At 65.9% G+C, this 26,365-nt stretch carries 27 protein-coding genes; 14 read left to right on the top strand and 13 right to left on the bottom strand.

The features are described from left to right. Nucleotides 1–139: 139 nt before the first annotated feature. Nucleotides 140–535, top strand: coding sequence for a PEP-CTERM sorting domain-containing protein (locus ACLB1G_RS16975; RefSeq protein WP_491628410.1), 396 nt, complete (start codon nucleotides 140–142; stop codon nucleotides 533–535). Between the two features lie 76 nt (nucleotides 536–611). Here the strand turns inward: ACLB1G_RS16975 and ACLB1G_RS16970 are convergent, their stop codons facing one another. Beyond that, the gene (locus ACLB1G_RS16970; protein ID WP_491628409.1) at nucleotides 612–2,195 is read right to left on the bottom strand and encodes a sensor histidine kinase; all 1,584 of its coding nucleotides are present in this window, start codon (nucleotides 2,193–2,195) and stop codon (nucleotides 612–614) included. A 149-nt stretch (nucleotides 2,196–2,344) separates the two neighbouring features. Between ACLB1G_RS16970 and ACLB1G_RS16965 the strand changes: the two genes are divergently transcribed. Together ACLB1G_RS16965 and ACLB1G_RS16960 are read left to right on the top strand one after the other, a co-directional pair. After that, entirely contained in the window at nucleotides 2,345–2,689 is a 345-nt protein-coding gene (locus tag ACLB1G_RS16965) for a hypothetical protein (RefSeq protein WP_491628408.1), read from the top strand. Then, a complete protein-coding gene (locus ACLB1G_RS16960; RefSeq protein WP_491628407.1) occupies nucleotides 2,686–3,549 on the top strand; it encodes an HDOD domain-containing protein in 864 nt (287 codons plus the stop codon). Before ACLB1G_RS16965 ends, ACLB1G_RS16960 begins: the two co-directional genes overlap by 4 nt. A gap of 85 nt (nucleotides 3,550–3,634) precedes the next feature. Here ACLB1G_RS16960 and ACLB1G_RS16955 read toward each other — a convergent pair whose 3' ends face one another. After that, nucleotides 3,635–3,991 carry a hypothetical protein gene (locus tag ACLB1G_RS16955; protein WP_491628406.1) on the bottom strand — a complete coding sequence of 119 codons (357 nt, stop codon included), beginning with the start codon at nucleotides 3,989–3,991 and terminating at the stop codon, nucleotides 3,635–3,637. Nucleotides 3,992–4,378: 387 nt separating this feature from the next. Between ACLB1G_RS16955 and ACLB1G_RS16950 the strand changes: the two genes are divergently transcribed. From ACLB1G_RS16950 to ACLB1G_RS16910, 9 genes are all read left to right on the top strand, one after another. Next, a complete protein-coding gene (locus tag ACLB1G_RS16950; RefSeq protein WP_491628405.1) occupies nucleotides 4,379–5,440 on the top strand; it encodes a PhoH family protein in 1,062 nt (353 codons plus the stop codon). Then, complete coding sequence (gene ybeY, locus ACLB1G_RS16945) at nucleotides 5,424–5,888, top strand: rRNA maturation RNase YbeY (RefSeq protein WP_491628404.1); 465 nt, start codon at nucleotides 5,424–5,426, stop codon at nucleotides 5,886–5,888. Before ACLB1G_RS16950 ends, ybeY begins: the two co-directional genes overlap by 17 nt. An 80-nt stretch (nucleotides 5,889–5,968) precedes the next feature. Continuing rightward, on the top strand, nucleotides 5,969–6,853 hold the full coding sequence (locus ACLB1G_RS16940) for a CorC family transporter (protein WP_491628403.1): 885 nt from the start codon (nucleotides 5,969–5,971) through the stop codon (nucleotides 6,851–6,853). A 1-nt stretch (nucleotide 6,854) separates the two neighbouring features. After that, nucleotides 6,855–8,420, top strand: coding sequence for an apolipoprotein N-acyltransferase (lnt, locus tag ACLB1G_RS16935; RefSeq protein ID WP_491628402.1), 1,566 nt, complete (start codon nucleotides 6,855–6,857; stop codon nucleotides 8,418–8,420). A 92-nt stretch (nucleotides 8,421–8,512) separates the two neighbouring features. Next, nucleotides 8,513–9,412: a glycine--tRNA ligase subunit alpha gene (gene glyQ / locus ACLB1G_RS16930; RefSeq protein ID WP_491628401.1), complete on the top strand. Its 900-nt coding sequence runs from the start codon at nucleotides 8,513–8,515 to the stop codon at nucleotides 9,410–9,412. Between the two features lie 16 nt (nucleotides 9,413–9,428). Beyond that, entirely contained in the window at nucleotides 9,429–11,537 is a 2,109-nt protein-coding gene (gene glyS / locus ACLB1G_RS16925; protein WP_491628400.1) for a glycine--tRNA ligase subunit beta, read from the top strand. Between the two features lie 16 nt (nucleotides 11,538–11,553). After that, nucleotides 11,554–12,120 (top strand): D-glycero-beta-D-manno-heptose 1,7-bisphosphate 7-phosphatase, encoded by a 567-nt coding sequence (gmhB, locus tag ACLB1G_RS16920; protein WP_491628566.1) that lies wholly within the window; start codon nucleotides 11,554–11,556, stop codon nucleotides 12,118–12,120. 70 nt (nucleotides 12,121–12,190) lie between these two features. Next, on the top strand, nucleotides 12,191–12,883 hold the full coding sequence (locus tag ACLB1G_RS16915; RefSeq protein ID WP_491628565.1) for a lysophospholipid acyltransferase family protein: 693 nt from the start codon (nucleotides 12,191–12,193) through the stop codon (nucleotides 12,881–12,883). Continuing rightward, the gene (locus tag ACLB1G_RS16910; RefSeq protein WP_491628399.1) at nucleotides 12,829–13,878 is read left to right on the top strand and encodes a M48 family metallopeptidase; all 1,050 of its coding nucleotides are present in this window, start codon (nucleotides 12,829–12,831) and stop codon (nucleotides 13,876–13,878) included. The genes ACLB1G_RS16915 and ACLB1G_RS16910 overlap by 55 nt, the downstream gene beginning before the upstream one ends. Here ACLB1G_RS16910 and ACLB1G_RS16905 read toward each other — a convergent pair whose 3' ends face one another. Further along, on the bottom strand, nucleotides 13,879–14,730 hold the full coding sequence (locus ACLB1G_RS16905; protein ID WP_491628398.1) for an aldo/keto reductase family oxidoreductase: 852 nt from the start codon (nucleotides 14,728–14,730) through the stop codon (nucleotides 13,879–13,881). 100 nt (nucleotides 14,731–14,830) lie between these two features. On the opposite strand from ACLB1G_RS16905, the gene ACLB1G_RS16900 reads away from it, so the two are divergent. After that, nucleotides 14,831–15,736 carry a LysR family transcriptional regulator gene (locus ACLB1G_RS16900; protein ID WP_491628397.1) on the top strand — a complete coding sequence of 302 codons (906 nt, stop codon included), beginning with the start codon at nucleotides 14,831–14,833 and terminating at the stop codon, nucleotides 15,734–15,736. On the opposite strand, the gene ACLB1G_RS16895 is transcribed toward ACLB1G_RS16900, so the two are convergent. The 10 genes from ACLB1G_RS16895 to rfbB form a co-directional block, all read right to left on the bottom strand. Continuing rightward, nucleotides 15,714–16,034, bottom strand: a complete 321-nt coding sequence (locus ACLB1G_RS16895; RefSeq protein ID WP_491628396.1) for a transcriptional regulator — start codon at nucleotides 16,032–16,034, stop codon at nucleotides 15,714–15,716. The genes ACLB1G_RS16900 and ACLB1G_RS16895 overlap by 23 nt on opposite strands. 436 nt (nucleotides 16,035–16,470) lie before the next feature. Beyond that, nucleotides 16,471–17,754 carry a lipid IV(A) 3-deoxy-D-manno-octulosonic acid transferase gene (gene waaA, locus ACLB1G_RS16890; RefSeq protein WP_491628395.1) on the bottom strand — a complete coding sequence of 428 codons (1,284 nt, stop codon included), beginning with the start codon at nucleotides 17,752–17,754 and terminating at the stop codon, nucleotides 16,471–16,473. Nucleotide 17,755: 1 nt separating this feature from the next. Then, nucleotides 17,756–18,775, bottom strand: coding sequence for a lipopolysaccharide heptosyltransferase I (gene waaC / locus ACLB1G_RS16885; RefSeq protein WP_491628394.1), 1,020 nt, complete (start codon nucleotides 18,773–18,775; stop codon nucleotides 17,756–17,758). A 4-nt stretch (nucleotides 18,776–18,779) separates the two neighbouring features. Next, nucleotides 18,780–20,162, bottom strand: a complete 1,383-nt coding sequence (locus ACLB1G_RS16880; RefSeq protein WP_491628393.1) for a phosphomannomutase/phosphoglucomutase — start codon at nucleotides 20,160–20,162, stop codon at nucleotides 18,780–18,782. 156 nt (nucleotides 20,163–20,318) lie between these two features. Further along, the gene (locus ACLB1G_RS16875) at nucleotides 20,319–20,630 is read right to left on the bottom strand and encodes an H-NS histone family protein (protein ID WP_491628392.1); all 312 of its coding nucleotides are present in this window, start codon (nucleotides 20,628–20,630) and stop codon (nucleotides 20,319–20,321) included. A gap of 62 nt (nucleotides 20,631–20,692) precedes the next feature. After that, on the bottom strand, nucleotides 20,693–21,787 hold the full coding sequence (locus ACLB1G_RS16870; protein WP_491628391.1) for an MraY family glycosyltransferase: 1,095 nt from the start codon (nucleotides 21,785–21,787) through the stop codon (nucleotides 20,693–20,695). Between the two features lie 201 nt (nucleotides 21,788–21,988). Beyond that, nucleotides 21,989–22,846: a dTDP-4-dehydrorhamnose reductase gene (gene rfbD, locus ACLB1G_RS16865; RefSeq protein ID WP_491628390.1), complete on the bottom strand. Its 858-nt coding sequence runs from the start codon at nucleotides 22,844–22,846 to the stop codon at nucleotides 21,989–21,991. After that, nucleotides 22,843–23,391 carry a dTDP-4-dehydrorhamnose 3,5-epimerase gene (gene rfbC, locus ACLB1G_RS16860; RefSeq protein ID WP_491628389.1) on the bottom strand — a complete coding sequence of 183 codons (549 nt, stop codon included), beginning with the start codon at nucleotides 23,389–23,391 and terminating at the stop codon, nucleotides 22,843–22,845. Before rfbC ends, rfbD begins: the two co-directional genes overlap by 4 nt. Then, nucleotides 23,388–24,290 (bottom strand): glucose-1-phosphate thymidylyltransferase RfbA, encoded by a 903-nt coding sequence (rfbA, locus tag ACLB1G_RS16855; RefSeq protein WP_491628388.1) that lies wholly within the window; start codon nucleotides 24,288–24,290, stop codon nucleotides 23,388–23,390. The genes rfbC and rfbA overlap by 4 nt, the downstream gene beginning before the upstream one ends. Then, nucleotides 24,287–25,357, bottom strand: coding sequence for a dTDP-glucose 4,6-dehydratase (gene rfbB, locus ACLB1G_RS16850; RefSeq protein ID WP_491628387.1), 1,071 nt, complete (start codon nucleotides 25,355–25,357; stop codon nucleotides 24,287–24,289). Before rfbB ends, rfbA begins: the two co-directional genes overlap by 4 nt. A gap of 140 nt (nucleotides 25,358–25,497) precedes the next feature. Between rfbB and ACLB1G_RS16845 the strand changes: the two genes are divergently transcribed. After that, nucleotides 25,498–26,364, top strand: a complete 867-nt coding sequence (locus ACLB1G_RS16845) for a symmetrical bis(5'-nucleosyl)-tetraphosphatase (protein WP_491628386.1) — start codon at nucleotides 25,498–25,500, stop codon at nucleotides 26,362–26,364. Nucleotide 26,365 lies beyond the last annotated feature (1 nt).

Raw genomic sequence — 26,365 nt, 5'->3', positions numbered from 1 at the left:
CCTCCCTGGGTAAGCACTTTAATTTGGTAGTGCATTGCAATATTTTATTTCCTTAAGAAAAATATCGATGCCAATTTGGTATCCGTTATGGTTTAATACGTTTCATGCCAAAATCACCTCCCCATGCAGGAGTTCGAACATGAAAGTCCACACCGTTGTCACGCTCGCATTGCTGGCAGCCGGCCTGCACAGCACCGCCCAAGCCGCCGCACCCGGCTCCGCCATGTCTGTTTCAGCGCTGCTGTCGCCGCCCGCGCTCGAACTGAGCGACCTGGAATGCCGGGCCGGTGTCTCGCCCTACACCTGCAGCATCGCCGCCGCGGAACTGGAGCTGGCCTATGGCCGCCGCACGCCCGTGCTCACTGCGCTGGGCGACGAGGATCTGCTGGCCCCGCCCGCCAAGCCTGCCCAGGCCCAGCGGGAAGCCCCGGCTCCGGTGCCCGAGCCGCAAACATTCGTCATGATGATGCTGGGACTGGTGCTGCTGGGCTTTGCCTCGGCACGCCGCGACCTCCCCGAAAAGTTCAGCAGCTGAGCCATCCTCGGCGCCTGCCCGATCCCGCCTGCGGCGGGATTTTTTTTGCCTGCGCCGGGCGCGGGGCGGACGCCGCTCAGGCGTGCAGGCGGGCGTCGGCATGCGGCGCCGCCCCTTCCTCCGCCGGCGTGACGCACGGGATGCGCAGCACGAAACTGGCGCCCTGGCCCAGGGTGCTGCTGACGGTGATGCTGCCGCCGAACTGCTTGGCGATCAGGTTGAACACGATGTTCAGGCCCAGGCCGGTGCCGCCCTGCCCCCGGCGGGTGGTGACGAAGGGATCGAACACCTTGTCCAGCATGTCCGGCGGGATGCCCTTGCCATTGTCCACCACCTGCATTTCCACCCAATCGCCCTCGGGCCGCACATTGATGGCGATGCGGCCGCTGGCGTCCGGCTCGAACGCGTGTTCGACGCAGTTGAGGGTCAGGTTGGTGATGATCTGGGCCAGCGCGCCAGGATAGCTGTCGAGCATGATGTCGGGCGGGCAGTTGATGACCACCTCGATATGGGTCTTCTTTAGCTTGGGCTGCAGGCTGGACACCACTTCGTGGATGTAGTCGGACAGCTCGAAGCGGCGCCGCGCCTCGCTGACCTGGTCCACCGCGATCTGCTTGAAGCTGTGGATCAGGTGGGCGGCGCGGTAGGCGTTGTTCATGATCAGGCGGCTGCTTTCCCCGGCCGTCTCCAGGTAGCGCGTGATGTCGGATTTCTTGATGTTGCCGCCCTCCACCGACTGCTGCACCTTCTCGGTGGCCTCCATCAGCACCGAGGCGCTGGTCAGGGCAATGCCGACCGGGGTGTTGATCTCGTGCGCCACCCCGGCCACCAGGCTGCCCAGCGAGGCCAGGCGCTCGGCCTGCAGCAGCGATTCCTGGGTGCGGCGCAGGTCGTCCAGGGCGCTGGCGGTTTCCTGGGCCGCCTTGCGGGCCTCGTCCTCGGCCTCGCGGATGCGCTGGATATTCGATTTCACCTTGCGCTGGATGGCGTTAAAGCCCCGTATCACCTCGCCCAGCTCGTCGTGGCGGTGGTCCGGCAATTCCTCCACCTCATCGCTGCCGCGCGTGGCCAAGTCGAACAGGCCGTCGCGCAGCCGCTTCAGGGGATCGAACACGATGCGCAGCGACAGGGCCAGGGCCGCCACCAGTATCAGGTCCAGCAGCAGCACCTCGATCACCTTGCGCCGCACCTCGGCAGCCAGGGTGGCCTCGATCTGGGCCCGGCTGAAGTTGACCACCACCCGGCCCACGGTCACCGGCTTCAAGGCCGCGCCGGCGGCGCCGGAATCGCGGTAGGCCAGGTCGGCCACCACCGCCGAGCCGCCGATGGCGGCGTCGGTCTCGAGCGCCACCACGGCGCCGTTGTCGTTGCGCAGCCGGCCCGAGAACAGGCCGACCGAGGTGTCGTAGACGCGGATCGCCACCAGCTCGGGCGGCAGCATCTCGGCCGCCACGATGTTGTCGACCTTGGTCTTGTCCAGGTCCCACAGTGCCGAAGGCAGGCTGGTCTGCAGGCGCGTCAGCACGCCCTGGCGCAGGCGCTGGTTGGCCACCTCCAGCTCGTGGCCCAGGCTGTACTGGGCGTAGGTGCCGGAAATGGCCAGCACCACGGTGACGATGACCACGAACAGCAGGGTCAGCCTTCCTTGTATCCCAAACATCAAGCCCTCCGCCGGTAAGGATGTTCCAATGTACGGGATGCACTGCTGCTTGGCAAGAACTTGACCAATGACAAGGCGGCGGCCGGGCCGGCATTGCACGCTTGCATGGTAAGATGAGGCGACGCCGCCACGCAGCCCCAGGAGATCGCATGACAGCCAGTTACCAGCAACTCGCGCTCGAACAGGTCCAGCCCGGCATGGTCTTGTCCGACGAATTACTCGACGTGCAGGGCAAGCTGCTGCTGCCGCAAGGCACGGTGCTGACCGAACCCATGCTGGCGCTGATGCCGCGCCACGGCATCCACACCCTGCCGATCGCGCTGGCGGCGGCCACGCCGGAGCAGCTGGCGGCCGCGGCCCTGCAGTACGGTGAGCGTCTCAACCAGCTATTCCGCAAGAACGATCCGGACAGCAGCGACGACTGGGCCACCGCCACCCTGCGCCGCTTCGTCACCGACTACCGTCTCGGCCGCGTGCCCGGAGCGCAGCCATGAGCCCCCAGGCCATCCAGCCCGGCCAGCTGAGCCATGAAGACATGGTGCGCAACCTGGACGACCTGCCCTCGCTGCCGGCGGTGGTGATGGAGCTGCTCAACAGCATAGACCAGGAAGACCTTGATATCGCCGTACTGGCAAAAAAGGTGTCGCAGGACCAGGCCCTCACCGCCAAGACCCTGCGCCTGGCCAATTCCTCGCTGTACGGCCTGCAGGTGAAGGTGACCACCATCCAGCAAGCCATCACCTACCTGGGCTTCCAGACCACCCGCAACCTCATCACGGCGGCCGCCATCACCGGCTGCTTCCCGGAAGGGCACTGCCCCGGCTTCGACCACAAGGCCTTCTGGCGCCATTCGATCGCCACCGCGGCCTGCGCCAGGCTGCTGGCGCGCCAGCTGCGCTTCAACCAGGATTACGCGTTCACGGCCGGGTTGCTGCACGACATAGGCCGGCTGGTGCTGGTGTCCTGCTTCCCGCAGCAGTATGCGGCAGTGCTGGCATACCGTAGCGAACGCGATTGCTACCTGCTGGAAGCCGAGCGCAAGGTGCTGGGCGTGGACCATGTGGAGGCCGGCGTGGCCCTGGCCGAACATTGGAATTTTTCCGATACCATGCGGCTGGCGATCGCCGGACACCACGAGCCGGAAGCGCCGGGCGCGGGCTTCCTGGCCGCCATCATCCACGTGGCCGACGCCATTGTGCACGCGCTCGACCTGGCGCGGGTCACGGACGACCTGGTGCCGCCGGTGTCCAGCGTGGCATGGCTGGCGCTCAGCCTGGATGAAGAAGTGTACCTGCATCTGTTCCGCGAGACGGAGCTGCAGTATGAGGAGACTGCGATGGTGCTGCTGGCCTAGCGGCCGTGATCACGAATGCTGCTTGCCCGGGGAGCCGCACCGGCCCGCCGGCCGGCCCGGCATGGCCCCGGGACAGGCTGGCGCATCAGTGACGGGCGTAGTTGCTCGTGCTGGCTGCGGCGGGCGCCTCGGCGGCCGGCTTGTCGCTGCGGTCTTCCGCTTTGGGACGGCCCTGGGCGTCGGACAGGCGGTACTTGGTACGACGGTCGCCCATCAGGTCGCGCAGGTCGCGGATGCTCATGCCGGTCACCTCGTGCATGCGGATCAGCAGCGAGGCGCCGACCGGCAGGCGGTGGTGGCGGATCTTGCTGATGACCGGCGGGGCGACCTCCAGCAGGCGCGACAACGCAGCATCATTTTTCAGCTGCATTTTGCCCAGCAGGATGTCCAGCAGGTGGTTGGGATTGTAGCTTTCTTGCGAAGCGAGAGCGTGGTGTGCCATGATATTTTCCTCGTCTGTGTTGGTGATGAAATAGTGCTGCGCCGAACTTAAGGAAGACTTAGTCCCGTCAATCAAGTTTCATTGCGGCAGGCGGCAAAACTGCCTTCCGGGCGTCCTCTCTAATGCTTGCCTTTCAAGCAATGATATGCCCAAAAAGCCTGGTTGCAGCCCCTGGCCCCAGAGTGAAGATTGTTAAACATCAATCAGTGGCGAGAAACCTTAACAACAATGCCATTTCAACATATGACGTCCGCAAGTGGCGCACGCAAGAAACTGTAGGAAATTGTTACAAAGCAGAACATGGATTTACAGGCGGCGTCCGGCCGACGAATTACGGTAAACTACAGGCACCAGCCCCCGTAACAGCACACCGAGAAAAGCACACCATTGAAAACCAAGACCCCGGTCCAGCCGCATTATTTCATTCCCGAGCCGCTGGATAACACGCGCCTGGCGCACCTGTGCGGCCCGCTGGACGAGAACCTGCGCCAGATTTCCGCCGCGCTGGACGTCACCATTTTCCGCCGCGGCGAGAAATTCATCGTCAGCGGGGTCAACGCCGAACGCGCGGTGCAGATCCTGGAACAGTTCTACGCCATCGCCAACAAGGTGGTCCCCATCGAGGAAGTGCAGCTGGCCCTGGTCGAGCAGCGCGCCGGCCTGAGTGCGCCGGCGGCCCCCGGCGCCGACCAGCCGGCCCCGGCCGCGCCCTTCGTCGAACCCGAGATCAACAGCCCGGTGCTGAAAACCCGCCGCAGCGACCTGCGCGGGCGCACCCCGCACCAGATACGCTACCTGCGCAATGTGCTGGAGCACGACATCAGCTTCGGCGTCGGCCCGGCCGGCACCGGCAAGACCTACCTGGCCGTGGCCTGCGCGGTGGACGCCCTGGAGCGCGACGCCGTCAAGCGCATCATCCTGTGCCGCCCGGCGGTAGAGGCTGGCGAACGCCTGGGCTTTTTGCCGGGCGACCTGACCCAGAAGGTCGATCCCTACCTGCGTCCACTGTACGACGCCCTGTATGACCTGCTGGGCTTTGACCGCACCCAGAAGATGTTCGAAAAGCAGGTGATCGAGATCGCCCCGCTGGCCTACATGCGCGGCCGCACCCTGAACCACGCCTTCGTGATCCTGGACGAGGCCCAGAACACGACGGTCGAGCAAATGAAGATGTTCCTGACCCGCATCGGCTTCGGCAGCAAGGCCGTGGTCACCGGCGACGTGACCCAGGTCGACCTGCACAAGAGCCAGAAAAGCGGACTGGTGGACGCCATCCAGGTATTGAAGGATGTGCGCGGCGTGGCCTTCAGCCACTTCGGCAGCGAGGACGTGGTGCGCCATCCGCTGGTGGCGCGCATCGTCGACGCCTACGAAACCGCCAACGCCCACGAAGCCGAGATCGCACCCCTGCTGAAAGCCACCGCCCTGAAAAATGTCCGAAAAAAATAAGCTGACCCTGTCGGTGCAGTACGCCGATCCCCGTTTGAAAGAGCTGCTGACCCGCGCCAAAATCCGGCGCTGGGTGCAGGCCGCCCTGTACGCCCCGGCCGAACTGGCCATCCGCCTGGTCGACGCCGAGGAAGGCCAGGCCCTGAACCGCGATTTCCGCGGCAAGGACTACGCCACCAACGTGCTGACCTTTGCCTACAACGAGGGCGAGGAACTGGCCGACGACGAGCCGACCCGCGCCGACATCATCCTGTGCACCGACGTGCTGGAAAAAGAGGCGGCCGAACAACACAAGACCGTGGAGCAGCACGCCGCCCACCTGATCGTGCACGGGGTGCTGCACGCACAGGGCTACGACCACATGGACGACGAGGAAGCCGAGGAAATGGAAGGGCTGGAAACGGAAATCCTGGCCGGGCTGGGCATCGCCGATCCGTATGCGGACTAAGCTGTCTTTTTGACAAAAAAGGCCTCCCCTCGCCATTTGGTGTATCCTATATCACTTCGAAACAACGGCTCACGCCTGCCATGCAAGAGCACCCTAGTGGCGTCAAGACTGACGCCAAACCCCACCGGTCGCTGTTTGAGCGACTCACCGCCCTGATTTCCCCCGAGCCCGAGAACCGCGCGGAACTGCTCGACGTCCTGCACGACGCCCACGAACGCAACCTGATCGACGCCGACGCCCTGTCCATGATCGAAGGCGTGTTCCAGGTGTCCGACCTGTCGGCGCGCGACATCATGATCCCGCGCTCGCAGATGGACGTGATCGACATCACCAAGCCCATTGCCGACTGGCTGCCGCTGGTGCTGGAAACGGCGCACTCGCGCTTCCCCGCCATCGAGGGCGAGCGCGACAAGGTGGTCGGCATCCTGCTGGCCAAGGATTTGCTGCGCTACTACGCGGAAGAATCGTTCGACGTGCGCGACATGCTGCGCCCGGCCGTGTTCATTCCCGAGTCCAAGCGCCTGAACGTGCTGCTGCGCGACTTCCGCGCCAACCACAACCACATGGCCATCGTGGTCGATGAGTACAGCGGCGTGGCCGGCCTGATCACCATCGAGGACGTGCTGGAGCAAATCGTCGGCGACATCGAGGATGAATACGATTTCGACGAGGAAGAAGACAATATCCTGTCCCTGAAGGAAGGCCAGTTCGGCCCGCGCTGGCGCGTCAAGGCCCTGACCGAGATCGACCAGTTCAACGAGGAACTCGACACCTCGCTGCCGGACGACGACGCCGACACCATAGGCGGCCTGGTGGCCAAGCATTTGGCGCGCATGCCGCACAAGGGCGACAAGTTCGACTACGAAGGCTTGCGCTTCGAAGTGCTGCGCGCCGACGCGCGCCAGATCCACATGCTGCTGGTGGAAAAACTGCCGCCAGCCGCCGCCGGCGACGACGACGCCTGACATGCGGTTCCGGCGTCCCCGTCCCGACCAGCCTCCCCGTCCCCAGCGCAGCACCCGTGGCCGCATGGCCATCACCGCCCTTGCCGGCGCCGGCTGCGTGTTCGCCTTCGCGCCGTTCGGCTGGTGGCCGCTGCAAATCCTGGCCCTGGCCGTGCTGTTCTACCAGGTGCTGCGCAGCGCCGGCCCGCAAGCGGCGGCGCTGATCGGCTGGGCCTTCGGATTCGGCTGGACCGCGGCCGGCACCCACTGGCTGTACGTCTCCCTGCACAACTACGGCGGCATGGCCGCGCCGCTGGCCGCCGCCGCCGTGCTGCTGCTGGCGGCCGCCATGGCCATCTACGTGGCGCTGGCCATGGGCGCGGCGTCCTGGCTGCGCCAGCGCTGGGCGCTGCCGCTGCCGGCCGCCAATCTGCTGCTGCTGCCGGCCCTGTGGGCCTTGTTCGAATGGGTGCGCGGCTGGCTGTTCACCGGTTTCCCCTGGCTGTCGGCCGGCTATGCCCACAACCACGGCCCGCTGGCCGGCTATGCGCCGCTGGTCGGCGTGTATGGCCTGGGCTGGATAGCGGCCGTGTGCGCCGGCGCCCTGCTGCTGCTGTTCCACCGCACCCGCTGGCGCGCCGTGGGCCTGGTGGCGGCGGTGATGGCGGCCGGCCTGGGCCTGGCCCAGCTGCGCTGGACCCATGACCAGGGCCAGGCGATCTCCGTGCGCCTGATCCAGGGGAATATCCCGCAGGACGAAAAATTCAATATAGCCCACGTGCGCGAGGCCGTCGAGCAGTACCGGCGCGACATCGTGGCGGCGCCGGCGGACCTGATCGCCACCCCGGAGACGGCGGTGGTGATACTGCCGCAGAACCTGGCGCCCGAGTACCTGGACAGCATCAGCCAGTTCCTCAAGCGCAGCGGCAGCACCCTGGCCCTGGGCATCCCCACGGCCGACAGCCCGACCGCCTATTTCAACAGCGTGCTGGGACTCTCGCCATCCGGCGTGGCCTGGTACCGCTACGACAAGCACCACCTGGTGCCGTTCGGCGAATTCATCCCGCTGGGCTTCCGCTGGTTCGTCAACCTGATGTCCATCCCGCTGGGCGACCAGACCAGCGGCCGCGCACTGCAGCCGGCCCTGTCCGTGAAGGACCAGCGCGTGCTGCCCAACATCTGCTACGAGGACTTGTTTGGCGAGGAGATCGCGGCCCAGCTGCGCAACCCGTCCGGGGGCCAGCAGCCGGCCACGGTGCTGCTCAACGTGTCCAACCTGGCCTGGTTCGGCGACACCATCGCCATCCCCCAGCACTTGCAGATTTCGCAGATGCGCACCCTGGAAACGGGCCGCCCCATGCTGCGCGCCACCAACACCGGCGCCACCGCCGTCATCGACGCCCACGGCGCCATCCAACAGCAGCTGGCGCCCTGGACCCGGGGCGTGCTGAGCGCCCAGGTGCAGGGCATGGCCGGGACCACCCCGTACATCCTGTGGGGCAACCTGATGTTCCTGGCCTTGTCCGTGCTGGCGCTGGCCGGCGCCTGGTGGTCGGGCCGCGCAAAAAACCGGCCATCGGCCCCTTAATCTCCACAGACAGCGTGTAAAACCCGCTAAAATTAGCCGCTTTAGCGACTATGCAACCCGCAGCGCCCCCAGCGCGCCACCGACGACAGACGATGCTCACATTTCAACAAATCATCCTGACCCTGCAAACCTACTGGGACCAGCAAGGCTGCGCCCTGCTCCAGCCCTATGACATGGAAGTGGGCGCGGGTACCTTCCACACCGGCACCTTCCTGCGCGCGATCGGCCCAGAGCCTTGGCGCGCCGCCTATGTCCAGCCCTCGCGCCGTCCCAAGGATGGCCGCTATGGCGAGAACCCCAACCGCGGCCAGCACTACTACCAGTACCAGGTGGTGATGAAGCCGGCCCCGGAAAACATCCTGGACCTGTACCTCGGTTCGCTGGAGGCGCTGGGCCTGGACCTGAAGCAGAACGACGTGCGCTTCGTCGAGGATGACTGGGAATCGCCGACCCTGGGCGCCTGGGGCCTGGGCTGGGAAGTCTGGCTGAACGGCATGGAAGTGACCCAGTTCACCTACTTCCAGCAGGTCGGCGGCCTCGATTGCAAGCCGGTGCTGGGCGAGATCACCTACGGCGTCGAGCGCCTGGCCATGTATCTGCAGGGCGTGGAAAACATGTACGACCTGGTGTGGACCGAGTGGGAAGAGAACGGGCAGAAGAAAGTGCTGAAGTATGGCGACGTGTTCCACCAGAACGAGGTGGAGCAGTCGGCCTACAACTTCGAGCACTCCAACACCGAGCTGCTGTTCGCCCAGTTCAACAACCACGAATCGGAAGCCAAGCGCCTGATCGAAGCGCAGCTGACCCTGCCCGCCTATGAGCAGATCATGAAGGCCTCGCACAGCTTCAACCTGCTGGATGCGCGCGGCGCCATTTCCGTGACCGAGCGCGCCGCCTATATCGGCCGCGTGCGCGCCCTGTCGCGCCTGGTGGCGCAAGCCTATTACGATTCGCGCGAACGCCTGGGCTTCCCCATGCTGCCGGCCGCCTGATTACCGAACTATCACCATGACCCAGACTCTCCTCATTGAACTGCTGACCGAAGAACTGCCGCCGAAAGCCCTGTCCAAGCTGGGCGCCGCTTTCGCCTCCGGCATCGTCAACGGCCTGAAATCGCGCGACTTCCTGGAAGATGGCAGCGTGGCCACCGCCTACGCCACCCCGCGCCGCCTGGCCGTGTCCATTACCCAGGTGCGCGCCACCTCGCCCGACAAATCCATACGCGAAAAAGTGCTGCCCGTGAGCGTGGCGCTGGACGCCGCCGGCAACCCGACCGCACCGCTGGCCAAGAAACTGGCCGCGCTGGGCTTCCCCGACCTGACCGTGGACCAGCTGGAACGGGCCCAGGATGGCAAGGCCGAGAGCTTCTTCCACACCTACACCGCCGCCGGCAGCGCCCTGCAAGCCGGCCTGCAGGCCGCCCTGGAAGACAGCGTGGGCAAGCTGCCGATACCCAAGGTGATGAGCTACCAGCGTCCGGACGGCGCCACCGTGCAGTTCGTGCGCCCGGCGCATGCGCTGGTGGCCCTGCATGGTTCCAGCGTGCTGCCGCTGTCGCTGCTGGGCCTGACCGCCTCCAACGTGACCGAGGGCCACCGCTTCCTGACCGCGCCCGGCCAGCGCGCCGTGACCATAGCCGACGCCGACAGCTACGCCGCCACCCTGGAAGCGGCCGGCAAGGTGGTGCCGGCCTTCGAGGCGCGCAAGGAAAAGATCCGCGCCGCCCTGCTGGACAAGGCCGGCGCCGACCAGGTGCTGATGCCGGAAGCCCTGCTCGATGAAGTGGCCTCGCTGGTCGAATGGCCGGTGGTGTACGAATGCCACTTCGAGGAAGCCTTCCTGGCCGTGCCGCAGGAATGCCTGATCCTGACCATGCAGACCAACCAGAAATACTTCGCCCTGACCGACGCCGCCGGCAAGCTGCGTTCGCGCTTCCTGATCGTCTCCAACATCGCCACCGACACCCCGGCCGCCATCATCGGCGGCAACGAGCGCGTGGTGCGCCCGCGCCTGTCGGACGCCAAGTTCTTCTTCGAGCAGGACAAGAAGAAGACCCTGGAGTCGCGCCTGCCGCTGCTCAAGAACGTGGTCTACCACAACAAGCTGGGCACCCAGGCCGAGCGCAGCGAGCGCGTCACCGCGCTGGCCGGCGCCATCGCCGCCAAGCTCGGCGCAGACGTGCCCCTGGTCCAGCGCGCCGCGCGCCTGTCCAAGGCCGATCTGCTGACCGACATGGTGGGCGAGTTCCCCGAACTGCAAGGCATCATGGGCACCTATTACGCCCGCCATGACGGCGAGCCGGAGGAAGTGGCGCTGGCCGCCTCCGAGCACTACCAGCCGCGCTTTGCCGGCGACGCCCTGCCCTCCACCGTCACCGGCACCGCCGTGGCCCTGGCCGACAAGCTGGAAACCCTGGTCGGCATCTGGGCCATCGGCCTGCAGCCGACCGGCGACAAGGACCCGTTCGCGCTGCGCCGCCACGCCCTGGGCGTGCTGCGCATGCTGATCGAAAAGCGCCTGCCGCTGTCCATCGCCGGCCTGCTGGCCGACGCCGCCGCCCAATTCGGCGCCGTGGCCAACTTCAAGGACCCGTCGGCCGAGGTGGGCGCCTTCATGCTGGACCGCCTGCGCGGCATCCTGCGCGAGCGCGGCTTCTCGCCCAGTGAGATCGAAGCCGTGGTGGCGCAGGACCCGGACCGCCTGGATGACATCGTGCAGCGCCTGGAAGCCGTGCAAGCCTTTGCCGCCCTGCCGGAAAGCGCCTCGCTGGCCGCCGCCAACAAGCGCATCACCAACATCCTGAAGAAGAACGAGGAAGCGCTGGCGGCCGCCGGCGGCCATGGCGTGAACGTCACCCTGCTGCAGGACGCCGCCGAGAAGCACCTGTACGACGCCGTGATCCGCGTGCTGCCCGAGATCGACGCCGCCTTCAACCGCGGCGACTTCGCCGCCACCCTGAAGACCCTGGCCCAGCTGCGCGACAACGTCGACGCCTTCTTCAACGACGTGATGGTGATGGCCGACGACGTCGCCCTGCGCAACAACCGCCTGGCCCTGCTGTCCGAGCTGCACGGCATGATGAACCGCGTGGCCGACATTTCGAAGCTGGCGGCCTGAGATGGGAAATCCGGCCATCAAACTGATCATTCTCGATCGCGACGGCGTGATCAACCATGATTCGCCGGACTTCATCAAGTCGCCGGCCGAGTGGATACCGGTGCCCGGTTCGCTGGAAGCCATCGCGCGCCTGAACCAGGCCGGCTACCGGGTGGTGATCGCCTCCAACCAGTCCGGCATCGCGCGCGAACTGTTCGACATGACCACCCTGAACGCCATCCACCAGAAGATGCACACCCTGGCGCAGCAGACCGGCGCCGACATAGACGCCGTGTTCTTCTGCCCGCACGCGGCGGCCGACGCCTGCGACTGCCGCAAGCCCAAGCCCGGCATGTTCACCGAGATCGCGCAGCGCTACCAGGTCAGCCTGAAGGGCGTGCCCACCGTGGGCGACTCGCTGCGCGACCTGCAGGCCGGCTATGTGAGCGGCTGCGTGCCCTACCTGGTCCTGACCGGCAAGGGCGAAAAGACCCAGGCCACCGGCGGCCTGCCGCCGGGGACCATGGTGTTCCCCGACCTGGCCGGCGCGGTCGACCATATCCTGAAAGCCACCGCCCAGCCGGCGCCGCACCTGGCAAACTGAAAAGAAATCACCGGAGCCTGCATTGCAACACCCCATTCTGTTCCTGCGTTCCCTGCTGTTCACGGTCGTCATGGCCGTGGCCACCGTCATCTGGTCCTTTGTCTGCATGCTGGCCGCGCCGCTGCCCTACAACGGCCGCTTCTACGTCACCTCGCGCTGGAATGTGTTCGTGGTGTGGTGCGCGCGCGTGATCTGCGGCATACGCTACGAGATCCGCGGCCGGGAAAACCTCCCGGACGACAAGGCCATCCTGCTGTCCAAGCACCAGTCGGCATGGGAAACCATTTTCCTGCTGCCTAACATGCCGCGCCCGCTGGTGTTCGTGTTCAAGCGCGAGATCCTGTACATCCCCTTCTTCGGCTGGGGCATGGCGCTGCTGCGCATGATCCCCATCGACCGCAAGCAGGGCAAGAACGCCTTCAAGCATGTGGTCACGCAAGGCAAACGCCGCCTGGCGGACGGACAATGGATTATCATGTTCCCGGAAGGGACCAGGATACCGGTGGGCCAGGCCGGCAAGTACAAGAGCGGCGGCACCCGCCTCGCCATCGAGACCGGCGCCGTGGTGGTGCCCATCGCCCACAACTCCGGTGAATGCTGGCCCAAGAACTCGTTTATCAAGCGCCCCGGCTTGATCACCGTCTCGATCGGCAAGCCGATCTCGCCGGAAGGTCAGACGCCGGACGGCATGATGCAACAGGTGGAAAATTGGATAGAATCAGAAATGCGCGTCATTTCGCCCCACGCCTACAACGCTGGCTAGACGAACTGGCCACCACGGTCAGACCGGAACCGGCCGAGGGCAATCCGCCGGCCGCTCCGCGCCAGGTCTACACCACGCCGGTGTGGGCCTACCCTACGCCATCCGCTACGCCCGCATCGAACACGCCTGGCACGCCAAGCCTCCCAACCACGCCGCCGGTCACGGTGACGCCCGCCGCAACTGCACCCGCGACACCAGCAACACCAGCAACACCCGCGCCGCCGCAGCCGCGCGCCCTGCCGCCGCAGCCGCCGTCCGACCAGCCGCCCAAGCGCCAGCTGCTGGTGGGCGGCTTCGTGCTGGAATACACGCTGCGCCGTTCGACCCGGCGTTCGATAGGCTTCATGATAGACGATGACGGCCTGCGCGTGACGGCGCCCAAGCGGGTCAGCATTGCCGAAATCGACAACGCCATCCACACCAAGCAGCACTGGATACTGAGCAAGCTGCAGGAGCGGCGCGAACGGCGCGCCGCCCGCCTGATGAAGCCCCCGGTGGAATGGGTGGACGGCGCCCAGCTGCCCTACCTGGGCACGGACATCACGCTGCGCCTGCTGGTGGGCGGGCGCAACCGCGCCAGCTACAACCCGGCCACGCGCGAGCTGTCGCTGGTGCTGGTGCCGGGCGCCACCCAGGCCCTGGTCAAGGAAAGGGTGAAATCCTGGTATCAGCAGGAAGCCAAGGCCCTGTTCGAGCAGCGCCTGGACCTGTACGCAAGCCGGCTGGGAGTGCGCTACAGCAGCTTCGGCCTGTCCTCGGCCGGCACCCGCTGGGGCTCCTGCACCGCCGACCGCAAGATACGCCTGAACTGGAAGCTGATCCACTTCTCGCTGCCGCTGATCGACTACGTGATCGCCCACGAGCTGGCCCACATCCTGGAAATGAACCACAGCCAGCGCTTCTGGGACACGGTGGGCACCATCTATCCCGAATACGAGGAAGCCAGGAATCTGCTGCGCCGCCGGGCCCAGGAGCTGCCGGTGCTGTTCGCCTGATCAGGCCACGGCGTCCAGCCGCGCCAGCGCCCCGGGCGGCAGTTCCAGCGACGCCGCCGCCAGGTTCTGGCGCAAATGCGCCACCTTGGAGGTGCCCGGGATCAGCAGGATGTTGGGCGAGCGGCGCAGCAGCCAGGCCAGCGCCGTTTGCAGCGGAGTGGCGCCCGCTTCCGCCGCCACCTGCGCCAGCGTGTCCGACTGCAGCGGCGAGAAGCCGCCCAGCGGGAAGAATGGCGTGTAGGCGATGCCCTGGGCCGCCAGGGCATCGATCAGTGCATCGTCGGCGCGGTGCGCCAGGTTGTAATGGTTCTGCACGCAGACTATCTCCGTCAACGCCTGCGCCTCGCGCACCTGGCCATCCGTCACGTTGCTGAGGCCTATGTGGCGTATCAGCCCCTCGCGCTTCAGGTCCACCAGCACGGACAGCGGTTCCGACAGCGGCGCATCGTCCGGCCGGGCGGCTTCGCCCAGGCGCAGGTTGACCACGTCCAGCACGTCCAGCCCCAGGTTGCGCAGGTTGTCGTGCACCGCCGCCCGCAACTCCTCGCGCGACAGGGCCGGCAGCCAGGAAGCATCGGCGCCGCGCCGGAAGCCCACCTTGGTGACGATGGTGAGATCGCTCCGGTAGGGATGCAGGGCCTGGCGGATGATCTGGTTGGTGACGTGCGGACCGTAGAAGTCCGAGGTGTCGATATGGTTGACGCCCAGCGCCAGCGCCTCGCGCAGCACGGCGATGGCGCCGTCCACATCCGCCGGCGGGCCCCAAACGTGGGGACCGGCCAGCTGCATGGCGCCGTAGCCCATGCGGTTCAGGGTGGGGCCGCCGGCGGCCAGGGTGTAGTGGGTGTTCATGGCGTTTCCTTTCAGCGGTTGGTGTAATGAACACTGTAGCGCCTGCGATGGTGTACGATAATCCCATCGAATCCAAACAGCCTGTACGAAAAAGCGCACAATGAACGAGATCGACCTGGGCAATCTATCGGCCTTCGTGGCGGTGGCGCGGCAGCGCGGCTTTCGCGAGGCGGCGCGCGCCAGCGGCATGTCGGCGTCCGCCCTGAGCGAGGCGGTGCGGCGGCTGGAGGCGCAGATGGGCGTGCGCCTGCTGGAACGCAGTACCCGCAGCGTGACGCCCACCGAGGCCGGCGCCCGCCTGCTGCAGCGGCTGGAACCGGCCCTGGGCGAGGTGGCTTGCGCGCTGGACGTGGTCAACGACTATCGCGGCCGCCCGCAGGGCACGTTGCGCCTGAACGCGCCGTCGGCCGTGACCCGCACCGTGCTGCCGCCCATCATCGAGCCCTTCCTGCTCGCCTATCCCGACATCCGGCTGGAGCTGACCGAACAGGACAGCTTCGTCGACGTGCTGGCGGCCGGCTGCGACGCCGGCATACGCTACGAGGAAAAGCTGGAGCAGGATATGATTGCGATTCCCATCGGCCCGCGCCGCCAGCGCATGGCGGCGGCCGCGTCACCGGATTACCTGCGGCGCCGCGGCCGCCCCTCCCATCCGCGCGAGTTGCTGGAGCATGGCTGCATCCGGGTGCGCTTCGCCAGCGGCGCGCTGGCGCCCTGGGCTTTCGAGCGGCGCGGGGAGCAAGTGGTGGTGGACCCGGCGGCGCAACTGGTGGTCAGCTCCACCTCGGCCGATACCGCCATCAGCGCGGCGCGGGCGGGACTGGGCGTGGTCTACCTGTTCGAAGAATGGCTGCGGCCTGCGCTCGACAGCGGCGCGCTGCAGCCGGTGCTGCAAGACTGGTGGGCAGGATTCTCCGGTCCCTTCCTCTACTACTCCGGCCGCCGCCACCTGCCCGCCCCGCTGCGCGCCTTTGTCGACTTTATCAAGCCACCCGTTCAGTCTTGACGCAGTTGGCCTGGAACCAGCGCTCGTAGTCCGGTTCGGTGTCCAGCTCCGGTATGTCGATTTCCCGAATGATCTGGAACAAGGCATCGCCGTGGACACCCGCATCGCTGGCGAGCTCTCCGATGTCGCCGTAAGCCTTCTTGAGAGTGGCAAGCGTGAGCAGACCTACAGCACGGTCCTCGCGCCGCGAAAGTCCCGCCATACTACGCCTCAGGCCAACTATCGCAAGTTCGCGGCTTGCCTTATATTCGGCAACTTCGCGCTCATGATCGGAAATGTCCGGCGGGTATGACGTCATGGCTGTCTCCTTTTCCAGTCAGTAAAGTAGGTCTTGGCCAATTTAATATCGGTGGCCTGGGAACTTTTATCTCCTCCGCACAACTATAAAATAGTGGCATAACCGGCGCGGCCAACATAAATCCGGTAGCCCGCTCCACTGTGTATGCGTAGCTCCATCACCCCCTGCCCGACAGAACGCATATCTCCGACCAAGCCAAGCCGCAGCTGTCCAAGCCTGGCCCTGACCAAATCTTGCAATACCGCGTCACGTAGACTGGCAAACCACTCGTCAAATGGAATACGTCCGTTGCTGCGGACGTAGCGTATCAGCCGATACATATCGAACTCCCAGCTTAGTAGGAGCCTGAGCGCTCTGAAAGCTCTGCAGAGGTGGAAGTTCAGTATGTCCGGACTGGGCGTTGCGGAATCTGCCGTGGATCAATGCGGCGGCTTTATTACCTGATCAGCGACGGCAGCAATGCCAGCGTGCGGGCGGTGGCGCCACGGTGTTGGGCGGCGAAGGCCAGCGCGCGCTGGCCCATGGCGGCGCGTTCCTGGCCATCGCGCAGCAGGCGCGTGGCTTGCGCCATCAGGCCGGCGGCGTCCTGCACCTGGATGGCGCCGCCGGCAGCCAGGGCGTCTTCGATCGCCACCGCGAAATTGAAGGTATGGGGGCCGATCAGTATCGGCTTGCCCAGGGCCGCCGGTTCGATCGGGCTGTGCGCACCCAGCGGCGGCAAACTCCCGCCCACGAAGGCTACATCGCAGGCCGCATAATAGGCGAACATCTCGCCCATGGAGTCGCCCAGCAGTACCTGCACCCCGGCCGCCAGCGGGCTGCCGTCCAGCGCCAGCGCGCTGCGGCGGACCTGCGCCAGGCTGCGGGCGCCGATCATTTTTTCCACCTCGCCGAAACGCTGCGGATGGCGCGGCACCAGCATCAGCAGCGCGCCGTCCGGCAGCGCGGCGCGCGCCGCCAGCCAGGCGTCCAGGATCAGCTCCTCCTCGCCCTCGCGAGTGCTGGCGCACAGCAGCACCGGACGCGGACCGATGGCGGCGCGCAGGGCGGCGCCGGTGTCCAGCGCGGCTTGCGGCACCACCACGTCGAACTTGATGCTGCCGGTGACCTCGACCCGGGGCGCGCCCAGGGAGCGGATACGTTCGGCGTCGGCCCCGGTCTGGGCCGCCACCAGGGTAATGGCGCGCGCGGCGTCCGGCAGCAGGCCGCCAAAGCGTCCCGCCTTGCGCAGCGAGCGCTCGGACAGGCGGGCGTTGGCCAGCATGACCGGCACGCCCTGCTCGCGGCTGACGGCGATCAGGTTGGGCCAGACCTCGGTCTCCATCAGGATGCACACGCGCGGCTGGTGGCGGCGGATGAAGCGGCGCAGCATGCCGGGGATGTCGTACGGTAGATAGGCTTGCGACAGGCGCGCGCCATGCTTGGCGTACAGGGCCTTGCCGGTGGCGCGCCCGGTCGGCGTCATGTGGGTCAGGATGATGCGGCTGCCGGGATAGTGGGCAAGCAGGGCGTCGATCAGCGGCTCGGCGGCGCGCGTCTCGCCCACCGACACGGCGTGCACCCACAGCACCATGCCGCCGGCCGGCGCGGCATCGCGGTACCAGCCCAGGCGTTCGCCCCAGTGCTGGCGGTAGCCCGGCTCCTTGCGTCCGCGCAGCCACAGGCGCAGCAGCACCAGCGGCAGCGCCAGGCGCCACATCAGGGTGTAGAAGGCGCGCATCTCAGGCCAGCAGCGTGCGCGCCGCGTCCAGGACCTCGGCCACGGAGGGCGGATTGCCCTGGTCGCCCAGGTTGATGATGCGCGGCGACCAGTTGCCCTCGGTCTTCCAGCGCGGCGAATCGACGTAGATTTCCACCGTGGGCACATCGAAGGCCGCCGCGATGTGGGTCAGGCCGGTGTCCACGCCCACCGCCAGCGCGGCGTGGCGCGCCAGCAGCGTGGCCTCGGCCATGGACAGCCTGGGCAGCACGCGGGCGTTGGGCAACTGGGCCGCCAGCGCCTCGGCCTCGGCCTTTTCCTTGGCCGAGCCCCAGGGCAGCACGATTTGCAGCGGCGCCAGCGCGCGGCCCAGTTCCACCCAGTTGGCCGGCGCCCATTTCTTGGCGTCGCGCGCCGTGCCATGGAAATACGCGACATAGGGGTCGGCCGGCATCCACTCCGGCCGCACCTCGTAGGCGGAAGCGGTGGATATGGCCGGCAGGCCGAAATCGGCCGGCGTCGCGGCCGCATCGTAGCCCAGCGCCGCGCCCACCACCAGGCGGCCGCGCGCCACCGCATGGGTACGCGGGTCGAGCGGGATGCTGTCGGTGTGGAAGATGCGCGAAATGCCCTCGTAGCCGGAACCCTCGCTGCCATTGGCCAGGCCGACCTTGCGCCCGCCCTTGATCACCCGCGCGGCGCCCATGATGACGCCGGTCTTGAGCAGGCCCTGGGTGTCGAACACATAATCGTACTGCTGGCTGCGCAGGGTGCGGAAGAATTGCCTGATCTCGGCGCGCGTTTCAGCCTTGCCCAGGCTCTTGCGCCAGCGCCGCAGCGCGAACGGGATGATGGTGCGCACCCGGGTGTTGAGCCGCACCAGGCTGACGAAGCCCTCCTCCACCACCCAGTCGATGTTGGCGTCCGGGTAGTGGCGGGCGATGTCGGCCACGATGGGCAGGTTGTGCAGCACATCGCCCAGCGAGGACACGCGCACCAGCAAAATGTTCAAGGGCCGCGCGGCGCCCGCCGGGGATGCCATGGAATCAGAACGGCAGTTCGGCGTCCGGCTTGGCGGCCAGGATCACGTCGCGGAACTGGCCCTGGATGCGCGCCAGCGCGGCCGGGGTCTCGGCTTCGAAGCGCATCACGATCACCGGGGTGGTGTTGGAGGAGCGGGCCAGGCCGAAGCCGTCCGCGTACTCCACACGCAGGCCGTCGATATCGATGATGCGCTCGTTGCCGGGGAATTCGGCGTCGCTGCGCAGCTGGTCCATCAGGCTGAAGTTCTCGCCTTCCTTCAGGTGCAGGTGCAGCTCGGGCGTGCTGTCCGACTGCGGCAGGGCGTTCAGCAAGGCCGAGGGATCGGCCTGTCTGGTCAGGATTTCCAGCATGCGGGCGCCGGCGTACAGGCCGTCGTCGAAGCCGTACCAGCGGTCCTTGAAGAAGATGTGGCCGCTCATCTCGCCACCCAGCGGGGCGCCGGTTTCCTTCAGCTTGGCCTTGACCAGCGAGTGGCCGGTCTTGTACATCAGCGGCACGCCGCCCGATTTTTCGATGTAGGGCGCCAGGTGGCGGGTGCACTTGACGTCATACAGGATCTGGGCGCCGGCATTGCGGCTCAGCACGTCTTCGGCAAACAGCATCATCTGGCGGTCCGGGTAGATGATCTGGCCATCCTTGGTCACCAGGCCCAGGCGGTCGCCGTCGCCATCGAAGGCCAGGCCGATCTCGGCGTCGGTCTCCTGCAGGCAGCGGATCAGGTCCTGCAGGTTTTCCGGGTGGGCCGGGTCCGGGTGATGGTTGGGGAAGTTGCCATCCACTTCGCAGAACAGCTCGATCACTTCGCAGCCCATGCCACGGTACAGGTCGCCCGCGAAGGCGCCGGCCACGCCGTTGCCGCAATCGACGGCGATCTTGATGGGACGGGCGATCTTCACGTCCGAGATGATGCGCTCCAGGTAGGCGGCGCGGATATCGTGGGTGCGGTAGGCGCCCGGGGTGGCGGCAGCGGAACCGTCATGCGCCAGGATGCTGTCGTACAGGCCGGTAATGGCGTCGCCGTAGATGGCTTCGCCCGCCAGCACCATCTTGAAGCCGTTGTAGTCGGGCGGATTGTGGCTGCCGGTGACCATGATGCCGGACCTGGCGTCCAGCACATTGGTGCCGAAGTACACCATGGGGGTGGCCACCACGCCCAGGTCGATCACGTCCACGCCGGCCGATTGCAGGCCTAGCGCCAGGGCTGCGGCCAGTGCCGGGCCGGACAGGCGGCCATCGCGGCCTATCACCACGCTGCGTTCGCCCTTGGCCAGGGCGGCGCGGCCGAAGGCGGCGCCGATCTGGTGCGCCACGCCGGCATCGAGTGTTTTATCGATGATGCCGCGAATGTCGTAGGCTTTGAAGATGGATTTAGACAGAGTGACCATAGTGAGCGATAGTGTATGCGGCGGCGCCGCAGGTGGGAATGGAAAACCGGGCTTCCGGACCAGGTCCGGATAGCTGCCAGGCACATAGTAGATGTTGCCCAAGCATCAAGCAAGTCCCGCTCCCGGTTCCATACCATCAGCCTGGCGCAGCGGGGCTTAGAACTTGAGTCCGTCCAGGGAGTTGCCGGCGTCCACCCAGTCCTTGACCCATTTCGGCTGGCGGCCACGGCCGGTCCACAGCTGGCTGGCGTCGGCCGGATTGCGGTAGCGCGGGGCCACGGTGGTGCCGGCGCGGATGTTGCGGGTAGGAACCACCAGCTCTTCCAGCGGCAGGCCGACGCTGCGGGCAATGGCGTGGATTTGCTCGCGCGCCTCCTGCAATTCGCGCGACTTGCGCTGTTCGATTTCGCGGTCGATTTTCACCTGCAGATCACGCAATTCCTGCGTGGACAAACTGGACAGATCCATCCTGCTCTACCTCCTGACTAAAAAAACGGAATATACACCAAACCACCCAAGGCTGGCATGGCCTAATGCTTCTTGTGCCGTATCATCCAGCGCGGCGCCTTGAAACGGACGATGCGCACATATAGCCAGACATAGCTGAGTATAAACAGCAGGCAAAATACCATTAATGCCCAGGTATGGCGCCACAATACCGTGGCCGGAACCACGGCCATCAGGGAAAACAGCCAAAGATAAGGCGAGGTCAGCGAATTGCGCCGCATCAGCGCGCGCGCCTCCTTGCGGCCCACGGCCCATTGGGCCACGCGGCGGAATATCAGGCTGTGCAAATGTATGCCATCCGGCATGGCCGGCGATTTACCGCGCACAAACATGCGGCGATAGACGGAAAACAGGGTTTCAAAGGTGGGATAGATTAATAACAGGGCCGCATACCAGGTCGAGACCTGGGGATTGCGCATCACCAGCAGCAGCGCCAGTTCGCCGAGCATGAAACCGATGAAATAAGCGCCGCCGTCGCCCAGGAAAATCAGGCCGACCGGATAATTCCAGATCAGGAAGCCGGCCGTGGCGCCGGCCACCATCAGGGCCGCCACCAGCACGAACATATCGCTCACCTGCAGCGCCACATAGCCCAGTGACAGCAGCATGCAGATGGTGACCACGCTGGCCAGGCCGTTGAAGCCGTCGATGATGTTGACGGCGTTGGCGATGCCGGCCACCGCCAGCACCGTCAGTGGAAAGGTCAGCCAGACGGTTTGCAGCGGCCAGGCGGAAAAGGCCCAATCCAGGCGGTCTATGCGGGCGTCCAGCAGGAAGTAGCCCATGCCGGCCGCCGCCATGGTCAGCAGCAGCCGGCGCGCCGGGCTGACCTTGCCGGTGTAATCCTCCATGATGCCGCCGACAAAGGCCACCGCCGAGCAGGCGATCAGCGACATCAGCCAGCTGCTCATGGCCGGCACCCGCCAGATCGAGACACAGGCACTAAGCGCCACCGCCAGGAAGATCGACAGCCCGCCGATGCGGGCCACCGTGTGCGAGTGGTTTTTCTGCACGCCGTGGAAATTGCTGTCCAGGGCAGGGCCATGCAGCTTTGCCTCCTTGATGACCAGCAGGGTCAGCAGCGCGGAAGCGATGAAGCTCAGTAGGAAAGAAAACATTTATTTTTATCTATACAAAAATATCGGGAGCGCTACCCGATACCAGCATGCGGTTGTCGGCCCGTCCATACCCGATTGTAACGGATTGCGGCGCCCTGGCCCCGGTAAAGGGCGCGGCGATTGTAACAAGCGGAGTAAGGAGAGGGGTCCGCCCTTACCAATCGATACAAATCGCATCGGGCAAGACGGACCAGTACGGACTCAGCGCATGCAGAGGCGCAGCGCGTCCTTCCAGTGCGGCAGGTGGCCGAAACGCGCGATCAGGCGCTCGGACGATAGCACGGAATATTGCGGACGGCGGGCCGGGGTGGGGTATTCGGCGCTGGCAATGGGCAGCACCTTGCATTCGATGCCGGCCTCGGCCATGATGGCCTGGGTGAACTCGAACCAGGTGGTCTGGCCCTGGCTGCTCAGGTTGTAGATGCCGCTGTTGGCGCTCCACCAGCCCTCCCCGCCGGCGCGGGCCTGGGCCAGTATCAGCGCCGTGGTATCGGCTATGGTGCGGCTCCAGGTCGGAGCGCCATGCTGGTCGGCCACCACGCGCAGTTCGTCGCGTTCCTTGCCCAGGCGTAGCATCGTGAGCAGGAAATTCTTGCCGCGCATGCCGTACACCCAGCTGGTGCGGAAAATCAGGTGCGGCACGCCGCTGGCGGCAATGGCCTGCTCGCCGGCCAGCTTGCTGGCGCCGTAGACGTTCAGCGGGCCGGTGGCGTCGGTCTCGACCCGCGCCGCCGGCTGGCTGCCGTCGAACACATAGTCGGTCGAGTAATGCACCAGGGCCGCGCCCAAGGCCTTGGCTTCCTCCGCCATCACCCCCGGGGCCTCGGCGTTGACGCGGTAGGCCAGTTCAGGTTCGCTTTCGGCCTTGTCCACCGCCGTGTAGGCGCCCGGATTGACGATCAATTGGGGCCGCACTTCGCGGATCACGCCGCGCACCTGGTCCAGGTTGGACAAATCCAGGCGGGCGCGGTCCAGCGCCACCACTTCGCCCAGGCCCTGCAGGCTGCGTTCCAGCTCGTAGCCGACCTGGCCGGTGCTTCCAGTGAGCAGTATCTTCATGCGAAGACCTCGGCATCGGCCAGCAGCGAGGCGGCCGCGTCCTTGCCGGACAACTGCGGCGTGCCCAGCCCGGCAGGCCACTGGATGCCGATGGCGGGATCGTTCCACAGGATGGAGCGCTCGAACTCGGGCGCCCAGTAGTCGGTAGTCTTGTAGAGGAATTCGGCGCTGTCGCTGGTGGTGACGAAGCCATGGCCGAAGCCTGGCGGTATCCACAGCTGGCGCTTGTTTTCGGCCGACAGCTCCAGTCCGTACCACTGGCCGAAGGTTGGCGAGCTCTTGCGCAGATCCACAGCCACGTCGAACACGGCGCCGGCCACCACGCGCACCAGCTTGCCCTGGGCTTGCTGGATCTGGTAATGCAGGCCGCGCAGCACGCCCTTGGCCGAGCGCGAGTGATTGTCCTGCACAAAGTCCAGGGTGACGCCGGTCAGCTCGGCGAACTTGCGCCCGTTGAAGCTTTCGAAGAAGAAGCCGCGCTCATCCCCGAACACGCGCGGCTCCAGCACCAGCAGGCCTGCCAGGGGAGTCTTGATCACGTTCATCGCTGTACCACCTTGTCTTCCAAAATCTGCAGCAGATACTGGCCGTAGTTGTTTTTCTTCAGGGGTTCGGCCAGCTTGCGCACCTGGGCGGCGTCGATATAGCCCTTGCGGTAGGCGATCTCTTCCGGGCAGGCCACTTTCAGGCCCTGGCGCTTCTCGATGGTGGCGATGAACTGTCCGGCTTCCAGCAGGGACTCGTGGGTGCCGGTATCCAGCCAGGCCATGCCGCGCCCCATCACCTCCACGTTCAGGGTGTTGGCTTCCAGGTAGGCGCGGTTGACGTCGGTAATCTCCAGCTCGCCGCGCGCCGAGGGCTGGATGCGTGCCGCGATATCGCACACCTGCTCGTCGTAGAAATACAGGCCGGTGACGGCGTAGTTGGACTTGGGCTGCAGCGGCTTTTCCTCGATACTGACGGCGCGCCGGCCGGCATCGAACTCGACCACGCCGTAGCGCTCAGGATCCTGCACGTGGTAGGCAAACACGGTGGCGCCGGACGGCTGGCGCGCAGCGCTGTTGAGCAGGGCGTCCAGGTCGTTGCCGTAATAGATGTTATCGCCCAGGATCAGGGCCGAGGGATGGTCGCCGACGAACTCGCGGCCGATGATAAAGGCTTGCGCCAAGCCGTCCGGCGACGGCTGCACCGCGTACTGCAGGTTCAGCCCCCACTGGCTGCCGTCGCCCAGCAAGTCCTGGAAGCGCGGCGTGTCCTGCGGGGTGGAGATGATCAGGATGTCGCGCATGCCAGCCAGCATCAGCGTGGTCAGCGGATGATAGATCATGGGTTTGTCGTAAATCGGCAGCAACTGTTTGGACACGCTCATGGTGACCGGATACAGCCGGGTGCCGGAACCGCCGGCCAGGATGATGCCCTTGCGGACCTTGGCGCTGTCGCTCATGGCTGCTCCCGGTTGAAGTAATTGGTTTCCACCCACTTGGCATAGCCGCCGGACTGTACGTCGGCCACCCATTCCTGGTGGTCCAGGTACCATTGCACGGTCTTGGCGATGCCGGTCTGGAAGGTCTCGGCCGGTTTCCAGCCCAGTTCACGCTCCAGCTTGCGGGCGTCGATGGCGTAGCGGCGGTCGTGGCCGGGACGGTCTTTCACATAGGTGACCTGGGTGCGGTAGCTGGCGCCGTCGGCGCGCGGCTTGAGCTGGTCCAGCATGTCGCACAGGGCGTGCACGACGTCCAGGTTGGCCATCTCGTTCCACCCGCCCACGTTGTAGGTCTCGCCCGGCAAGCCCGCTTCCAGCACGCGGCGGATGGCGGCGCAATGGTCGCTGACATAGAGCCAGTCGCGGATTTGCTGGCCGTCGCCGTAGATGGGCAGCGGCTTGCCGGCCTGGGCGTTGGCGATGACCAGCGGGATCAGCTTTTCAGGGAAGTGATAGGGGCCGTAGTTGTTGGAGCAGTTGGTGGTCAGCGTGGGGAAGCCGTAGGTGTGGTGGTAGGAGCGCACCAGGTGGTCGGAGGCCGCCTTGGAAGCCGAGTACGGGCTGTTGGGCGCATACGGCGTGGTCTCGCTGAAGGGTGGATCTTGCGGGCCCAGGGTGCCGTACACTTCATCGGTGGACACGTGCAGGAAGCGGAAAGCGGCCTTCTGGTCTTCCGGCAAGCCGTTCCAGTAGGCGCGCGCCGCTTCCAGCAGGCTGAAGGTGCCGTTGATATTGGTCTGGATGAACTCGCCCGGCCCGAGGATGGAGCGGTCCACATGGCTTTCCGCCGCGAAGTGCACGATGGCGCGCGGCTGGTATTGCTGCAACAGGGCCAGCACATGAGCCTGGTCGCAAATATCGCCCCGCACGAAGACATGGCGGCTATCGTTCTTCAGCGATGCCAGGTTGTTCAAATTTCCGGCATAGGTCAGCTTATCGTAGTTCAGCACCGGCTCGTCGGATTGGGCCAGCCAGTCCAGCACGAAATTCGAACCGATGAACCCGGCTCCGCCTGTTACAAATATCATTTAGTATCCCGCGCGGTGAGTCAAAAAATTAGTGGTAGGTACGATTTTATGTGAAACTGCCCGTGTGCCGGGTAAAAATTGCTGTGCGGCTAATCTTTTCAGCATATTTCCATCCGGCCTACAACGAACCCCTGAGCACCATGACGAAAACCTATGTAATTGGCGATTTACAGGGCTGCCATGCCCAGACCCTGGCGCTGCTGGAGCGTGTGGAAGCACGCGAGGCCGAGGGCGGCCATCCGCTCCCCGCCATCCTGTTCGCCGGCGACCTGATCAATCGCGGCCCCGATTCGCTAGGCGCGCTGCGCCGCGTGCGCGAGCTCAACCTTTCCAGCGGCTGCCGCATCGACAGCGTGCTGGGCAACCACGACCTGCACCTGCTGGCGGTAGCGTACGGCATTCGTCCAGAGCACAAGTCCGACACCTTGAAGGAGATCCTGGACGCGCCCGACCGCGGCGAGTTGCTGGACTGGCTGCGCCGGCGCCCGCTGGCGCTGATGGCGCGCGGCCACCTGGTCGTGCACGCCGGCCTGCTGCCGCAATGGAGCGCGGCGCGCGCGCTGGAACTGGCCGGCGAGGTGGAAGCCATGCTGCGCGGCCCCGATGTGGAAGCCTTCCTGCGCCAGATGTACGGCAACGAGCCGGCCCGCTGGGATGACAGCCTGCAGGGCGCCGAGCGGCTGCGCTGCATCATCAACGCCATGACCCGGCTGCGCTTCTGCGACGCCGATGGCGTAATGGACTTCACGATGAAGGAAAGCGGCACGGTGGACCCTGCCACCGGCCTGATGCCGTGGTTCGACGTGCCGGGCCGAGCCAGCGCCGCCGACCAGGTGGTGTTCGGCCACTGGTCGGCCCTGGGCCTGATGGTGCGCGAGGACGTGATCTGCCTGGACAGCGGCTGCGTGTGGGGCGGGCAGCTGAGCGCTGTCTGCCTGGACGACCGCCAGCTGCTGCAAGTGCCCTGCCCCGCCTTCCGGCAGCACGGCGGCGCCCAGGCAGCTTGAA

The organism is Duganella kummerowiae (genome assembly GCF_053572355.1).
This window is presented reverse-complemented; position numbering and strand designations above follow the sequence as displayed.

What these genes read in the sequence shown, in the direction of transcription:
- ACLB1G_RS16975 (WP_491628410.1), top strand. Translation starts at nt 140, where the DNA reads ATGAAAGTCCACACCGTTGTCACGCTCGCATTGCTGGCAGCCGGCCTG.
- ACLB1G_RS16970 (WP_491628409.1), bottom strand. Translation starts at nt 2,195, where the DNA reads ATGTTTGGGATACAAGGAAGGCTGACCCTGCTGTTCGTGGTCATCGTC.
- ACLB1G_RS16965 (WP_491628408.1), top strand. Translation starts at nt 2,345, where the DNA reads ATGACAGCCAGTTACCAGCAACTCGCGCTCGAACAGGTCCAGCCCGGC.
- ACLB1G_RS16960 (WP_491628407.1), top strand. Translation starts at nt 2,686, where the DNA reads ATGAGCCCCCAGGCCATCCAGCCCGGCCAGCTGAGCCATGAAGACATG.
- ACLB1G_RS16955 (WP_491628406.1), bottom strand. Translation starts at nt 3,991, where the DNA reads ATGGCACACCACGCTCTCGCTTCGCAAGAAAGCTACAATCCCAACCAC.
- ybeY (WP_491628404.1), top strand. Translation starts at nt 5,424, where the DNA reads ATGTCCGAAAAAAATAAGCTGACCCTGTCGGTGCAGTACGCCGATCCC.
- ACLB1G_RS16940 (WP_491628403.1), top strand. Translation starts at nt 5,969, where the DNA reads ATGCAAGAGCACCCTAGTGGCGTCAAGACTGACGCCAAACCCCACCGG.
- lnt (WP_491628402.1), top strand. Translation starts at nt 6,855, where the DNA reads ATGCGGTTCCGGCGTCCCCGTCCCGACCAGCCTCCCCGTCCCCAGCGC.
- glyQ (WP_491628401.1), top strand. Translation starts at nt 8,513, where the DNA reads ATGCTCACATTTCAACAAATCATCCTGACCCTGCAAACCTACTGGGAC.
- glyS (WP_491628400.1), top strand. Translation starts at nt 9,429, where the DNA reads ATGACCCAGACTCTCCTCATTGAACTGCTGACCGAAGAACTGCCGCCG.
- ACLB1G_RS16915 (WP_491628565.1), top strand. Translation starts at nt 12,191, where the DNA reads ATGGCCGTGGCCACCGTCATCTGGTCCTTTGTCTGCATGCTGGCCGCG.
- ACLB1G_RS16905 (WP_491628398.1), bottom strand. Translation starts at nt 14,730, where the DNA reads ATGAACACCCACTACACCCTGGCCGCCGGCGGCCCCACCCTGAACCGC.
- ACLB1G_RS16900 (WP_491628397.1), top strand. Translation starts at nt 14,831, where the DNA reads ATGAACGAGATCGACCTGGGCAATCTATCGGCCTTCGTGGCGGTGGCG.
- ACLB1G_RS16895 (WP_491628396.1), bottom strand. Translation starts at nt 16,034, where the DNA reads ATGACGTCATACCCGCCGGACATTTCCGATCATGAGCGCGAAGTTGCC.
- waaA (WP_491628395.1), bottom strand. Translation starts at nt 17,754, where the DNA reads ATGCGCGCCTTCTACACCCTGATGTGGCGCCTGGCGCTGCCGCTGGTG.
- waaC (WP_491628394.1), bottom strand. Translation starts at nt 18,775, where the DNA reads ATGGCATCCCCGGCGGGCGCCGCGCGGCCCTTGAACATTTTGCTGGTG.
- ACLB1G_RS16880 (WP_491628393.1), bottom strand. Translation starts at nt 20,162, where the DNA reads ATGGTCACTCTGTCTAAATCCATCTTCAAAGCCTACGACATTCGCGGC.
- ACLB1G_RS16875 (WP_491628392.1), bottom strand. Translation starts at nt 20,630, where the DNA reads ATGGATCTGTCCAGTTTGTCCACGCAGGAATTGCGTGATCTGCAGGTG.
- ACLB1G_RS16870 (WP_491628391.1), bottom strand. Translation starts at nt 21,787, where the DNA reads ATGTTTTCTTTCCTACTGAGCTTCATCGCTTCCGCGCTGCTGACCCTG.
- rfbD (WP_491628390.1), bottom strand. Translation starts at nt 22,846, where the DNA reads ATGAAGATACTGCTCACTGGAAGCACCGGCCAGGTCGGCTACGAGCTG.
- rfbC (WP_491628389.1), bottom strand. Translation starts at nt 23,391, where the DNA reads ATGAACGTGATCAAGACTCCCCTGGCAGGCCTGCTGGTGCTGGAGCCG.
- rfbA (WP_491628388.1), bottom strand. Translation starts at nt 24,290, where the DNA reads ATGAGCGACAGCGCCAAGGTCCGCAAGGGCATCATCCTGGCCGGCGGT.
- rfbB (WP_491628387.1), bottom strand. Translation starts at nt 25,357, where the DNA reads ATGATATTTGTAACAGGCGGAGCCGGGTTCATCGGTTCGAATTTCGTG.
- ACLB1G_RS16845 (WP_491628386.1), top strand. Translation starts at nt 25,498, where the DNA reads ATGACGAAAACCTATGTAATTGGCGATTTACAGGGCTGCCATGCCCAG.